The following is a 13,738-nucleotide window of genomic DNA, read 5'->3' as shown; positions in this document are numbered from 1 at the left end:
ACGCATGGTGCTCGCCCGGCCAGTTCCCCATCCACCCGGTAGAGCAGCCCCCGACCAGGGTGTCGCTTTCACAGCACCGCCGTCGACGACCGCTTATCTCGCCCTTCCGAAGAGAACAGCAACACGCGCATGTGTGACCCGTGCCGGCCTGCCCGTTATCAAGAGCGAATTCGCCTTCACTGTCGAAGCGGTCCTCGGTTCAGAGACTTTTCGCCCAACGGGATATGTGGTCGCACATCTCGTCGCGTAGTTCAGGGTTGTTTCGGAAGTAATGATCGGCACCTTTCAACGCGATAATCTCCTTCTGCTCCGCCCGTACCGCAGCGAACATCTCCTCGGCATGGCTGGGGAACACAGCGTTGTCCGCCGTTCCGTACACGATCTGTACCGGCACTGTGATGTGCGGGAGCTCCTTGATGGCGTCCGATCTGCTGTCCTCGATACTCCATTGACTGAGCCACGACCGGAGACTCGAGTAGTGCCCTAGCCGCGCCGGGAGGAAGTTGGTCTTCCGCGGGTCGCCGAGGATCGTGTTGGCAACCCGATCGCTCGGGTCCTGGGTGAGGTCGAGGAATCGCGGATCTGCCGCCGTACCGTGAACCACGAAGGGCATGTCGTCGGGGCCGTCAGGATCCGCTTCGAGCCGAGCCAAAGATTCCCGTACCCATTTCGTAATCCGGAGATTCCGTGCCCTCTGCTCGGCTCTATAGCGTTCCATGAACGACGGAGAGTACGGTGGCCCATTCTCTGCGCAGAATATATCGAGCTCAGGATCCCGCAGAAACGGATCATTCTCGTCGAGGATCGACGCGTCGAGACTGTCCGTATAGACCCGGGCACGTCCCGGATGAGCCATCGCGAGCGACAGCCCGTCGAGCGCTGGAAGCTGGTGGATCGTCAAATCCGGCGGGTCACCCGCAGGCGTGGAGGTGATAGTCGGGTTTTCTGCTTGCGATTGGTAGAGGGCCGCGAGCGATCCACCACCAGAGTTCCCGACGAGCAGGACCTTCGCGTACCCCAGGTCCTCACGGAGGTAACGCACGACGGCGCCGATGTCGAGAAGGCAGTTCTCGACTATCAGCGTGCTGTCGTTTCCCGAGTATCGAGTCGCCATGCCGATGGCTGCTACGCCACGCTCAGCGAGCGGCGCAAGTGCGTAGTGCCCCATGAAGTTCGACGTGGGATGAACGAAGACGACGGCGGTGTCGACGTGGGCCCCGGGTACTTGCCATCGCGTGGCCCACAGCGTCGCGCTCATTCGCGCGACACCCGACGCGATATCGACCCGCCCGGTCGTAAAGTCCTGTGGGATCGCGAGAAGATCCCGGATCGGCTCAGCCATCGAGATCCCCCAACGAACGGTCCCAGCTGGTGAAGTAGTTCGCGTCCTCTGCACCGACTGCGTGGGAAGTGAGCTTGAGCGGAGCAAAGGTATCCACCATGACCGCGAGTTCGTCCAGCATCACGCCAGCTTGGCGACCACCGTTCGGGAGCTTCTGGGGACCGTGCGTCCATCCGAGCGGGTGCAGAGAGATCGAACCGAGTCCGATGGCTGATCCGGTGCGAGCGGCGTAATCTCCTCCGGCGTAGAACATGACTTCATCCGAGTCGATGTTCGTATGGTTCGCGGGCCCGCCAACAGCCGCAGGGTCATAGTCCGAGAGCCGTGGTACGAACGAGCAGAGGACGAATCCGGGGGCCTCAAAGGTTTGATGCACGGGTGGTGGCTGGTGAATCCTGCCGACGATGGGCTCGAAATCGTAAATCGAGAAAGCGTACGGATAGACGCATCCGTTCCAACCGACCACGTCGAACGGGTGGTAGCGGAAGGTGATCCGACTGTACCGTTCTTCGCGCTTGACGATCACGTCAGCCTCGCCAGTCTGCGGTTCTCCGAGCTCCTGCGGCCCGCGCAGATCGCGCTCCCGATAGGGCGCGTGCTCCAAGAACTGTCCGGCCTTCGAGAGATAGCGGCTAGGAGGCTTGATATGACCCCGACTCTCGATGGTCAGCGCGTCTACGCCGTTCGCCCCCGGTACCCACTGATGAATCACACCTGCGGGGATAACCACATAGTCGCCCTGCTTCACCTCGAGCGGGCCGAACATCGACCTCAGCGTGGCCGACCCTCGAAAAATGTAGAGGCACTCGTCGCCATTGGCGTCACGGTACAGCTCGCTCGGCACGCTTGCTTCCACATATCCGATCGACACATCACTGTTGACCATCAATGGGACACGCCCCATGACGACGTCCACACCGGTGGTGACATCGCTGGTACGGATGTGGCGAGGCAACACGGGCCAGTTGTCCACAAGCTCGGCGGGCGCCCGCTCGATCCGTGCAGCCTGCACAATGGCGGTCGGGGGTCGGCGATGGTAGACGTGCGACAGATCCGAACTGAAACCCTCCTCTCCTACGAGCTCCTCTGAAAAATAGCCGCCGTCGGGATCAGGAAATAATGTACGCCGCTTAGTCGGCAATGAGCCGAGCTGTCGAAAGTAAGGCATGAAAATACGAGTCCCTTCTAAATGTGAGATGCCTGCCGGCGAATTACCTGTCGCGCCAAGGCCTGTGAACGCGGGGCACAGCGCACCGCCGTGCGCACCGCGGCCTGTGTCCTGTGGTCCGCGCCGCTATGCACGTGACACCCGGCCGATGTCATAGCGAGGCCGCCATCAACTCAGAAATGAGGCGCTGGATGTTGTCATGACGCCAGCCATCGCCAGTCAATCGACTCCGGCAGATGGCGTAGCCGGTTCCGGTAGATAGATCGCCCCACGCGATCGATCCGCCGGATCCGGGATGACCAAAGGTCCGCGCATCCACGGCGAATGGCGGCGCCCAGCGACCAGCTGGACCTGGCGAAACGTAAAAGCCGAATCCGCGGGATACGAACCCGCCGAGGAGCCGGTCTGTCGTCGCGGATCGAACCTGTGTCCCTTCCTCGAGCACAGCGTGAGGTATCAGCGATCCAGAAGCAGCACCGGCGTACAGGAAGGCAAGCGTCTCGGCGTTTCCGATACCGTTGACAGCAGGCAGGCACGCACGCCGTACCTCGGGGCGCCCGTATACCGCTTCTGTCGTTGCGAACTCAACTGGGAGCGCCGCCAGCAACGGTCGGCCATCGTCGATCGGGTCGACGTCGGACACGACCGTGACGATTCGTTGCTCTTCCGACTGCGGGACGCCGAACCAAAAGTCCGAAGCACCTGTGGCAAGCAGCTCGGCTCTGACGATCTCGCCGAAGCCGCGGTCGTCGCGGAGGGCACGACGCACAGTCTCCCCTACCACCCACCCGAATGTCAGTGCGTGGTATTCGACGCTACCGCGGTTGACCGACCGCTGCGAGGCAGTGGCGCGGACCATCGCATCCCAGTCGCAGAACTCACGGATGCCATCGACGCGGGGCATACGCGCTAGGCCGGCGGTGTGATCAAGGATTTCGCCGAACCGAATATCTCCTTTGCCTGCAGCCGAGAATTCGGGCCAAACCTGCGCGACAGGCGTATCGAAGCCGATCACCCCGCGAGCGATCGCGCGATATGCGGCGAGCGTAGTAACGCCCTTCGACACGGAGAAGACCGGGAACAGCGATTTGGAGTCGACCGGAGTTCCACTCATCGGGTTCCCGTCGACAACGCCGACCGCCACGTCAACGATCACCTCGCCATCGCGCACGACCGCGATCTGAAGAGCACTCTCCGACCCGTTCGCAACCAGTTGCTCGGCAACTGCTTGTACCGACGAAACCCCTCTGACGAACATCAGATGATCTCGGTGCCGAACCGGGACTTCCCGCTGCCGACATACCCTGACCATTCGACAGGTCGTCCCGCGATCGGGGTGCCGTCGGTGGTTGCCATCTCGAAACCTTCATAATCGCTGTCACGAACGGCATCGATCACCGTTTGGAACACTCGCGTGCCGCCCACGTAGGCGAGATAGGCACGCGTCTTGCCCGGCACGTTGCCGCCCCAGTACTGGGTGTCGTCGTGAACGAGCAGCGTCTTCGCCACCATGTCGTTCACATGCGTCGTCCACTTCTCCTCAGCCTGCGAGGTAGCCTCGACCACACCGATGCCGTTTTGTTGCGCATAGGCAACGAGGGCGGCAAGCCAGTCCACTTGCTGCTCGATCGAGAAGATCACGTTGGAGCGTATTGAGGGCGCCCCTGGGCCCGCGATCGTGAACAGGTTCGGAAAACCCGCGATGGCGGTACCGATGTAGGTGGCTGGGCCGGCACTCCACTTCTCGGCAAGCTGTTTACCGCCGCGGCCGCGGATGTCGATTCGGCTGAGAGCGCCGGTTCCGCTATCGAAGCCCGTCGCGAAAATGATGACGTCGAGGGGATAGAACCCACTCTCGGTGCGCACACCTTCTGCGGTGATTTCCACGATCGGGTCGGACTTGACATCAACGAGGTCCACGTTGTCTCTGTTGAATACTTCGAGGTACCCGTTCTCGATCAGGACACGCCGCGCACCGAGGTAATGCCCCTCTGCGGTCAGCTTCGCGGCGACCTCCGGATCGGCTACGCGACGGTACACCTCCGCCCGCAGGTAGTCTTGCACGCGCTTGTTGGATTCGGCGTTCGTCAGGAGGTCCCGCCCACAACTCATGAGCGAGGTGCCGCCTAGCGCCATCGCCGCCTCGATGTGGTCGACCAACTCCTCGTCGGACAAATCTGCGATCGTCGCCACCGGCCCGTCATACACTGTGCCGCTACCGGATTCCCGGGCGCGTTGGCGAAACGCCGCGTAATTCTCTTTGATCGCGGAGTTCTCCTCGTCTGACAGAACCCGATTGCGCCCAGGAATGACATAGTTCGCCGTTCGCTGGAAGACGAGGAGTCTGTCCAGATCTTCATCGGCAAGTGTCGTGATCGTCTGCATGCCGCTGGCTCCGGTCCCGATCACGCCGACCCGCTTGCCTGAGTATTCGATCGGACGGTCAGGCCATTTCGCGGTGAAGTAGGTTTCGCCCGCGAACGTGTCCCATCCGGGGATCGTCGGGTCGACCGGCGCGGAGTACCCACCGGTCGCAAAAACCGCCCATCTGGCCTCGATCGTCAAACCGGTGTCGGTGTGGAGCGTCCAACCTTGACGGTCCTCCTCAAAACTCGCGGTGGTGACACGCGTACCGAAGATGATGTCGCCCCGCAGCCCGAACCGGTCAGCGACATGGTTGGCGTAGCGCTCGATCTCCGGCTGCGCAGCAAAGCGCTCAGACCAGTGCCAATCCCGCTGAAGATCCTCGTCGAACGAGTACGAGTAGTTAAGGCTGGGAACATCACAACGAGCACCCGGGTAGCGATTCCAGTACCAAGTTCCGCCGACGCCACTCCCCGCCTCGACGATCTTGACCCGTAGGCCCAACTGACGGAGCTTGATCAATGAGTAGAGACCGGCCCATCCTGCGCCGATGATGACGGCGTCGAGGGTCAATGGTTCATCGCGACGTGCTGTTTGCGCCATAAGAAGCGTGGTCCTCTCTGGGTTGCTCCGGTTCCGCGGCCCCTTGGGGTCGAACAACGCACCTGCGAGCTTGGTAGTCAGAGCATATGCATCAGGTACCGCATATTCAAGTTGGTATATAGTTCGGAGTCCGAACTTCTTCGAACGCGGCGTTGTGCTGCTTGCCAGTTGGGGCCGAGCATGCAAACGTGGTCGACTCGCTCATAACCGGCACCGAACACCACACCAGCGGACCGAGTCCTACCCGGCCGTTTTGTAGAATCAGGCGATGGACGACGTGGAACGCAAGCACGAATCAGCCGATGCTGACAACAAATCGGCCCACATCGGCGGCGCGCTGAGCCTGCTCGCGCACGTCCTCACCCGACTCGAGGATCGGTTGCTCAACAAGGAGCTCGGTCTGAGTTATCGCCAGGTGCGCATCCTCAAGCATGTGCGCGACGGAGTAACGTCAGGCACCGAACTCGGTCGAATTTTCTGCGTAACTCCGTCGGCGATCAGCGAGAATCTCGAGTCGCTCGTGCAGAAGGGACTATTGGCGCGCGAGCCGCACGGCAGCGACCGGCGCGCCGTTCGGCTGGCGCTGACCGAACAAGGTCACCAGCTCAACGTCGCCGCGCAACATGCGGAGCGAGCGCTGATGACCCAGGTGTTGGCCCCACTGAACGAGAACGAGGTGGAAGGACTCATGCAGATTGTGACCAAGTTGCTGGGACCCAGTCAGGATTTGCAAGTCAAGGGCGCCCTACCAGATCTTTCGATCCCAGCACGCACAGGCTCGTAGTCCGCCCCGACTTGCCTCAACGCCGATCTACTGGCTGGCCGCTAAGCCCTGGCATCGGCGTAACGTAAACTCCGCCGTATCCACAGGCGAAGTGTGACATGGCATTTTCAGGGTCAGCTCAGCCCCTCGGTGATCACCACGCGAGTCACGCCCGGCTCCTTGAGCATGTCGTAACCGTCATTGATACTGTCCAGCGAGATCTGCCGGGTCACCAGGTCGTCGAGGTTGAGCCGTCCCCGCAAATAGAGATCGGCATACTGCGGGATGTCTCGTTTGGGTGTGCTCGACCCCATGTAGACACCCTGGATTCGCCGCTGTGTGAGGACCATCTCCAGATTGTTCACCTCGACGGCCGAAGTCGGCCCTGCCGAGCCGACGATGTACAAACCACCTCCCGGCCGCAGCATGCCGAGCGCCGCTCGAGAGACAGTCGGCAGCCCGACGAAGTCGAATGCTGAATCGGCGCCTCCGGCGCTGACAGCAAGAACCTCGGCTACGACATCCACATCATTCGAATTAAAGGTGTGCGTCGCCCCGAAACGCTTAGCCTTGGCGAGCTTTTCATCGATGACATCGATCGCGATGATCGTTGACGCACCCGCCAGCACAGCTCCGCTGATCGCATTCAGGCCGACCCCACCAACGCCGAAGATCACGACGGTGTCGCCGACGTCGGTGTTCGCCGTGTTGATGACCGCGCCCGCGCCGGTCACGACCCCACACCCGAGCAGCGCAGCCTGCGGGAACGGAACGCGATCATCGACCTTGACGAGCTGGTTTTCGTGGATGAGCGCCTGCTGGGCGAATCCACCGATACCGAATGCCTGTGTCACGGCGGCACCGCTCACCGTGACCCTCGGCGACTGGTCCTCTGAGCGCAGCGTCGACTCCGGGCGGTCGCACTGGAACGACCGCCCGGTCCGGCAGGGAATGCACTGCCCACATGACTGCACGAGGCAACCGACAACGTGATCACCGAGGGTGAATTCCTCGACATCGGGGCCTACCGCCACCACTACACCTGCCGCCTCGTGCCCCAAGACCGCCGGAAACGCGACGCCGGCTCCGAAGCGTGCAATGGCGTGGTCGGTGTGACAGAGCCCGGAAGCCTTGATGTCGACCAGCACCTCACGACCGATCGGGGCCGCGAGTTCGGCCTCTTCCGTTACAAATCCAGAGCCCGGCTCTCGGACAACCGCTGCCCTCATTTGACAGCCACCGCTCGCGGATTGGACAGCTCTCGGAATCCATCCACCCCGTGATAACGCCCGATGCCACTGTCGCCGACCCCACCGAACGGAAGCGAATCCTCCCAGTAGTGAGTCATACATCCGTTGATCGAAACACCCCCGGAGGACGTCGACGACAGGATCCGCTCGACGTCGTCTTCAACGTCGGAGAAGATATACATGGCAAGGGGTTTGGTCCCCTTCCGCACGTGTGCGATTGCCTCATCCAGGTTTTCGTATCCGATGATCGGCAGGATCGGACCGAAGATCTCGGCCTGCATGACGTCTGCGTCAACCGGCACACCGGTGAGAATGGTCGGCTCGACCACGAGCCGCTCCATATCCGTCGCTCCGCCGAACACCACCTTCGCGCCGCGAGCGACCGCATCATCGATATACCCAGCGACACGTTCGAAATTGGGCCGGTTGACAACCCTGGCGGTCCGTTCCGACTGGTAAACCCCGTCGACGTAGTAGTTCGTGGTGTAGTACTCGCTCAGTCTCGACGCGAACTCTTCTACACGAGAGTGGGGGACCAAAACGTAGTCGACGGACAGGCACACCTGACCGCCATTGGACATCTTAGTCTCGCCGATCTGCGGGATCACGATGTCGAGGTCGGTCGACTGATCAATGATTGCCGGACATTTCCCCCCGAGTTCCAGCGTGACGGTCGCCAGGTTCTTTGCCGCAGCGGCCATAACTGCTCGGCCCACCTTCGGGCTCCCGGTGAGGAAGATGTGGTCGAAGGGCTGCTCGAGCAGGATCTCGGCCAGGTCCGTGCCCCCCTCGACGACAGCAACCTCACGTTCGTCGAATACTTCACGAATGATCCTGGCGGAGAGTGCGCTTGCCGCAGGCGTCAACTCGTTCGGCTTGACGATGGCGGTGTTACCGGCCGCAATGATAGCCACCAGCGGCTCGAACAAGAGCCCGATCGGGACGTTCCACGGACCGAAGAGCAGCACCACACCGCGTGCTTCCCACCGCACTTGTGCCGAACTCGCCTTCTCGAGGTCTGTCACCACTTGCGGCGCCATCCACTCATCCAGCTTGCTGAGGGTCGCGTCGATCTTGGCCACCGGAGGCCACACCTCGCTGAAGCCGGCGGGGCGCCCCAAATCAGCTGTCAGCGCGGCAACCGCCTCATCCGCGTGTGCCAAGAGCACCTCTTTGAGCCGCATGAGTCGCTGCTTCCGCTCCTGCGAAGTAGAAGCACGAACGACCCACTGGTGCCTGCTCTGAAGCTCGAAAATCCTCTCGACCTCAGCGCGGCTAGTAGCTGTTGTTGTCTTGACGGATTCGATAGTCACGCTACCGTCCTATTCCTCATTGAATGTGGTCTTCGATTGATGAAGACCCGGACAATTACTGCGAAGTGTGGGGCCGAACCCATACTCAGCGCCACATCAGTCGCGGCAGACGAACTCACCACCACCGAGGACCCGCTTGCCGCTCGAGTCGTCAACCACGAACCGGACATTGCGGTCGCTACTGCGCCAGAGGCTGACGGTGAGGTCGTCACCTGGAGTGACGACACTCACGAATCTCGCCTGGAGCGAACGGAACCTGGCTGGATCGCCGTCGCACAATTCGTTGAGCAACACGCGGCCGGTGATTCCGTAGAGCGACATGCCATGCATGATCGGGGCAGGAAACCCCGCACGGCGAGCGAACGCCGGATCGGTGTGGAGCGGGTTGGAATCCCCAGAGAGCCGATACAGCAGTGGCTGGTCACGACGTGTCCCGACGACAAGCTGTTGATCAGGCGGTGAATCCGTGTCCGAGACCAGGACCGCTGACGGCCCCCGTTCTCCACCCCATCCTCCCGCCCCACGGAAGAACATCGCACTCTTGCTTCGGCACAGCTGCTGATCCTCGTTATCTGTGATCACTGTCGTGATCTCCACGATGGCCGCAGAACCCTTGTCCCAAAGCGCACTGATGGTTGCAGTAGCGTAGGCGGATCCTTGCGGGGGCAGTTCGACGAACTGCTCGTAGCTCTGTTCGCCGTGCAGGAGCTTGCTCATATCGACGCTGTCACCCAACTGAGCGATGAGCGAAGCCATGCCGAGACTTCCAGCCAGAACCGTGCCGAACGTTGGAAGCACGCGCTGGGGGACGCTCGAATTGGTCGTAGTGAATTGCAGCTCCTGGCCGGGATCGGCCTGTCCCGCGCCGACGCCCAGGGCGTACAGGACCGCCTTCTCGCCGGACCAGCTGATCTCCACCGGTCCTACCAGTACGTCACCGACGGTTAGATCAGCGAATGTTTTTGACATCGTTCCTTCTCGAAGTCGATTTCTTGCGACGACCCATTCAATGGGGCCGGGTCGCGAAGATGGCCGAACCGGTGTATTCGAACATGCCGCCGACGCCCTGACAGAATGCGACATCCACACCCTCGACCTGCGCAGCTGCTTCGCCGCGAACCTGGCGGATAGATTCCTGAAGCGCGAACATCCCGTACATTCCCGTGTGGGTGTAAGAGAGTCCCCCACCGTTTGTGTTCATGGGCAGTGATCCACCGGGAGCTGTATGGCCCTCAGCGACGAAGGCGCCGGACTCCCCTTTTCCGACGAACCCGAGATCCTCCAGGCCGTACAGCGGGACGTGGGCAAACGCGTCATAGACCTGAAGATGGTCGATGTCGTTGGGCCCCACTCCTGCTTGCTTGAACGCCTCCGCGCTCGAACGACGGAAGCCATCCGAAGTGGTGAAGTCGGCCATCTGGGAAACCATGGTGTGATCCGCGCTCTCCCCGGTACCGAGAACGAAGGCCGGCTTCCCCGGCAGATCTTTCGCTCGCTCAGTGGATGTCACAACGAATGCACCGCCGCCGTCTGTCACCAGACAGCACTGCGCTTTGTGGAAGGGGTAGGCGATAAAGGGTGATGCAAGTACGTCGTCGACAGTGAGCGGATCGCGTACAAAGGCCCGCGGGTTCAGGGCAGCCCACTGCCGCTGTGACACCGCCACGCTAGCGAGCTGCTCTTCGGTGATCCCGCGCTCCTTCATGAATCGAAGCGCGGTCAGAGTGAACATTGTGTAGAACGGACCCACTCCGTAGGGCGCCTCGAACTGGCCGTTGGGGGTCGCTGGGCTGTACGCAAAACGATCCTCACCCACCCGGGAGCGTCCGGACTGACCATGACTGATGAGAACCGCGTTCGCCCGACCGGTTTCGATCGCCGCAACCGCGTGACGCAGGTGCAGGAAGTACGAACAGCCTCCGATGATCGTATTGTCTATCCATCGCGGTCGAATCCCGAGAGCTTCGGCCAGACGACCCGCGTGAGCACCGGTGCTCGCGACGCCGTCGATCTCCTCGACCTTCAGCCCAGAGTCCTGAATAGCCAGAATGGATGCGTCGATGTTCAAGCTGAGCGCCGTCATATCGGGAATCACCCCGAGACGTGTCGTCTCGGATGCGCCGACCACCGCTGCCGAGGCGCTCATGCGGCCATCACCGGACGAAAGACGGGAACTGTCACGTCGTCGCGCTTCTCAAAATCGACCTGCAATGCCATATCCAGTTGCAAGGCCTCGGGTGTGTTTTCAATGCCAATGATGTTCGTCATCATCCGTGGGCCTTCCTTCAATTGCACGATGGCAATCGCGTAGGGTGTGCGATCCTCGAACCCGGGCACCGGGCGGTGAACGATGTTGTATGAGTACAGAGTCGCCTCTCCGCTCACACGCGCCCACTCGATCGCGCCACCGAGGACATAGGGGGAATGCGTCTTGGGATAGAAGAAGAACTTGCCGGTCGTAGTGCAGCGAGGCAGCCACAACTCGTGCTTGTTGATCTTGTTCCAATAGAACTCGGTCTCAGGAGTCGCCTGCGGGCGAGCAGCCTTCCCGTTGTGTTTCATTCTTGATTCCTTGCTCTGTGTTTTAGCGGTACGGCGGGAGATAGACGATGTCCATGGGCGAGCCCTGAATTACCAGCCCTTCCGCAACCATGCGCTCGATACTCTCCGCAGAGACATCCGCCTCAGCCAGGAGTTCAATGGAATGCTCGCCGAGTCCGGGCGTAATTCTCAACGGATGCACTTCGGTGCGGTCGAAGAAGACGAAGCGCCCGGTCAGGGTCATATCGACTCCCTGAGTCGTCGTGTATTTCGACATCACGCCGAGGTCGTGCAGTTCCTCGTCCACCGCGACCTCGCCTGAGGTACGAGCAGCCGCCGCCGGCACTGCGGCTGCTTTTAGTCGACGTTCGGCCTCATCCCTTGTCAGCGGTGCGAGGATACGAGCGATCTCAGTCGCCGCGTCGCGGGCAAGCGCCGTCTCGTCGACGTCGAGGCCCGCGGCGACCCATTTTGCCGGGTCGATGTTCCCGACTTGAATCCGAACGTATCCGTCCTTGACGGAGTAGAAGCGATCCAGTGCCGACGGCCCTACGAAGTCACGGCCACCCGCGCGACCGGCCGGCCGATCCGGGTAGTCGATCAATTCGGATGACTGGAAGAACAGGGCAGTAGTCCCGAGCGCGGTCGACAGGTGCTGGCCCGTTCCGGTCATCGTCCGGTGGTACAGACCGAGAGTAGTAGCGAAGGCACCACAGAGCGCTGTCGCTAGATCGATGGGGGGCAGGGAGAGTGCTGTCGGTTCGGAATCGCCGCCTTGGGCGATCATCATGCCGGAGGCAGCCTGCAACACCGGATCGTAACCCGGTTGCATGGCCAGCGGCCCTCGCTCACCGTAGGCGGTGACTCCCACGGTAACGACCTGGGGATTCCTCGCCGCGAGCTCGTCATGCGAGAGCCCTAGGCGCTCCATCACCCCGATCCGGAAGTTGTCCACCACAGCGTCGCAACTGGCGAGCAACTCCTGCAGTGCTTCACGCGCCGTCGCGTGCGCAAGATTGAGCGAAATGCTCCTGTTGCCGCGGTTGATTCCGAAACCCTGCACTCGCCAGGGGTCACCGCTAGGAGGTTCCACCTTGATCGCGGACGCACCCAACTCCGTGAGCAATCTACCTATCAGCGGGCCGGCCACATAGGAGCCGAGGACCGCGATGCGGTGTCCGTCGAGTGGACCGCTCGGGGCTGAGTTGCTCTTTCGTGGCTCAACAGGAATTCCCGCTCCGCGGTGCCATGCCAACTCTTGGATGGAGACGGGCGCTGATGCCGGGCCAGGATCGGCAGGAGTCGCGGTGCTATCGACAATGACACCTGTCATATCTATAGGTCCAAGGACCGGATCGGCTACGCGCAGTCGTTGGTTCATCACGGCCATCTGTTCCGAACGGAACCACTCGTCGCGGGTGCTGAGCAATGCGCACGGCACGTCGGCTGCTTCGAGTCGAGCCATCCACTCGGCTGCTGAAGCCCCGCGGAAGCGCTCGGCGAACGCGGGCATGACCCAACTGACGTTTTCCGAAGCCCAGAGTTGCTCGATCTGACCACCGGCTCTTGGATCATCCAGGAGGTGGCGCAGACCGACCAGGTCGAGCACGATATTAGCGAACTTCGGACCCAGGCCACCGACGAAAACCCACTTGCCGTCCGCGCACTGGTATCGGGTGTACATCGAGTTGAGACCTGCTGGCCCGATGCCGCGATCCGGATCTGGCTCGCCAATCGGCCGCGAGAAGGTCATGTCGCCGAATATCAGCGCCGCGTGCATGCCACTGACTGTGATGCTCTGACCCCGTCGGCTATGACGAAATTCGATTAGCGCAGCGACGGCACATGTCGCTGCCCACACGCCTTGTAGCCGCACGAGGTATGGGTAGACCGAGGCAACGGGACCGCCGGAATACGACGCCTGATATCCGGCGATTCCAGTGGCGGCCTCAAGCAGTCCGGCGGATTCCATTTCTCCGTACCATGGTGCACCCTGCGGAAGGTACGCCGGTGTATAGAGCACGAGAGTCGACGACACAACACTATCCGGATCGATACCGAACTGCCGCAACCTTTCCTCGGAATCGACGATGACAAGGTCAGCCGCACACGCGAACCGGTCGAGAGCCTCCTGATCGCCGGGACCCTCCACAACGATCCGTTTACTTCGATTACAGGCCAACCAATCAGGCAGCTCAGGACCACGCTCCTCACGCGGATCCGCCGTAACGACCTTCACCACATCCGCGCCGAAGTCTCCGAGCAACGTTGCGGCAAGAGAACCGGCACAACCAACCGCCAAATCGAGCACCCGAACGTCACCGAGCATTCGACGACTATCCCTCACCCCAGAACTCACACCCATCGGATTGCTCCTTCGCAATTACGGGAAAA

General features: G+C 61.5%; 11 protein-coding genes. 1 reads left to right on the top strand and 10 read right to left on the bottom strand.

The window, feature by feature from the left end:
- Positions 1-199 precede the first annotated feature (199 nt).
- From AB0I35_RS15375 to AB0I35_RS15360, 4 genes are all read right to left on the bottom strand, one after another.
- On the bottom strand, positions 200-1,342 hold the full coding sequence (locus tag AB0I35_RS15375; RefSeq protein ID WP_357396573.1) for an alpha/beta hydrolase: 1,143 nt from the start codon (positions 1,340-1,342) through the stop codon (positions 200-202).
- Positions 1,335-2,510, bottom strand: a complete 1,176-nt coding sequence (locus AB0I35_RS15370; protein WP_357396571.1) for a homogentisate 1,2-dioxygenase — start codon at positions 2,508-2,510, stop codon at positions 1,335-1,337. Before AB0I35_RS15370 ends, AB0I35_RS15375 begins: the two co-directional genes overlap by 8 nt.
- A gap of 151 nt (positions 2,511-2,661) precedes the next feature.
- Positions 2,662-3,768: a serine hydrolase domain-containing protein gene (locus tag AB0I35_RS15365; protein WP_357396569.1), complete on the bottom strand. Its 1,107-nt coding sequence runs from the start codon at positions 3,766-3,768 to the stop codon at positions 2,662-2,664.
- Positions 3,768-5,477, bottom strand: a complete 1,710-nt coding sequence (locus tag AB0I35_RS15360; protein ID WP_357396568.1) for an NAD(P)/FAD-dependent oxidoreductase — start codon at positions 5,475-5,477, stop codon at positions 3,768-3,770. Before AB0I35_RS15360 ends, AB0I35_RS15365 begins: the two co-directional genes overlap by 1 nt.
- A 268-nt stretch (positions 5,478-5,745) precedes the next feature.
- Here AB0I35_RS15360 and AB0I35_RS15355 point away from each other — a divergent pair, with 268 nt between their 5' ends.
- Positions 5,746-6,261 (top strand): MarR family winged helix-turn-helix transcriptional regulator, encoded by a 516-nt coding sequence (locus AB0I35_RS15355; protein ID WP_357396566.1) that lies wholly within the window; start codon positions 5,746-5,748, stop codon positions 6,259-6,261.
- A 113-nt stretch (positions 6,262-6,374) separates the two neighbouring features.
- Here AB0I35_RS15355 and AB0I35_RS15350 read toward each other — a convergent pair whose 3' ends face one another.
- The 6 genes from AB0I35_RS15350 to AB0I35_RS15325 all read right to left on the bottom strand — a co-directional run bounded on the left by AB0I35_RS15350 (position 6,375) and on the right by AB0I35_RS15325 (position 13,673).
- Positions 6,375-7,469 (bottom strand): zinc-binding dehydrogenase, encoded by a 1,095-nt coding sequence (locus tag AB0I35_RS15350; protein ID WP_357396564.1) that lies wholly within the window; start codon positions 7,467-7,469, stop codon positions 6,375-6,377.
- Positions 7,466-8,803: an aldehyde dehydrogenase family protein gene (locus tag AB0I35_RS15345; RefSeq protein ID WP_357396562.1), complete on the bottom strand. Its 1,338-nt coding sequence runs from the start codon at positions 8,801-8,803 to the stop codon at positions 7,466-7,468. The genes AB0I35_RS15350 and AB0I35_RS15345 overlap by 4 nt, the downstream gene beginning before the upstream one ends.
- A 96-nt stretch (positions 8,804-8,899) precedes the next feature.
- Entirely contained in the window at positions 8,900-9,772 is an 873-nt protein-coding gene (locus AB0I35_RS15340; RefSeq protein WP_357396561.1) for a MaoC/PaaZ C-terminal domain-containing protein, read from the bottom strand.
- Between the two features lie 37 nt (positions 9,773-9,809).
- Positions 9,810-10,949, bottom strand: a complete 1,140-nt coding sequence (locus tag AB0I35_RS15335) for a thiolase (protein ID WP_357396559.1) — start codon at positions 10,947-10,949, stop codon at positions 9,810-9,812.
- Positions 10,946-11,365: an OB-fold domain-containing protein gene (locus AB0I35_RS15330; RefSeq protein WP_357396558.1), complete on the bottom strand. Its 420-nt coding sequence runs from the start codon at positions 11,363-11,365 to the stop codon at positions 10,946-10,948. Before AB0I35_RS15330 ends, AB0I35_RS15335 begins: the two co-directional genes overlap by 4 nt.
- A 22-nt stretch (positions 11,366-11,387) precedes the next feature.
- A complete protein-coding gene (locus tag AB0I35_RS15325) occupies positions 11,388-13,673 on the bottom strand; it encodes a CoA transferase (protein WP_357396557.1) in 2,286 nt (761 codons plus the stop codon).
- Positions 13,674-13,738 lie beyond the last annotated feature (65 nt).

It is taken from the genome of Nocardia sp. NPDC050378 (genome assembly GCF_040655675.1).
Classification (GTDB): Bacteria; Actinomycetota; Actinomycetes; order Mycobacteriales; family Mycobacteriaceae; genus Nocardia; species Nocardia coubleae.
Note: the sequence above shows the minus strand (reverse complement) of the source record. Positions and strands in the feature narration are given on the sequence as shown.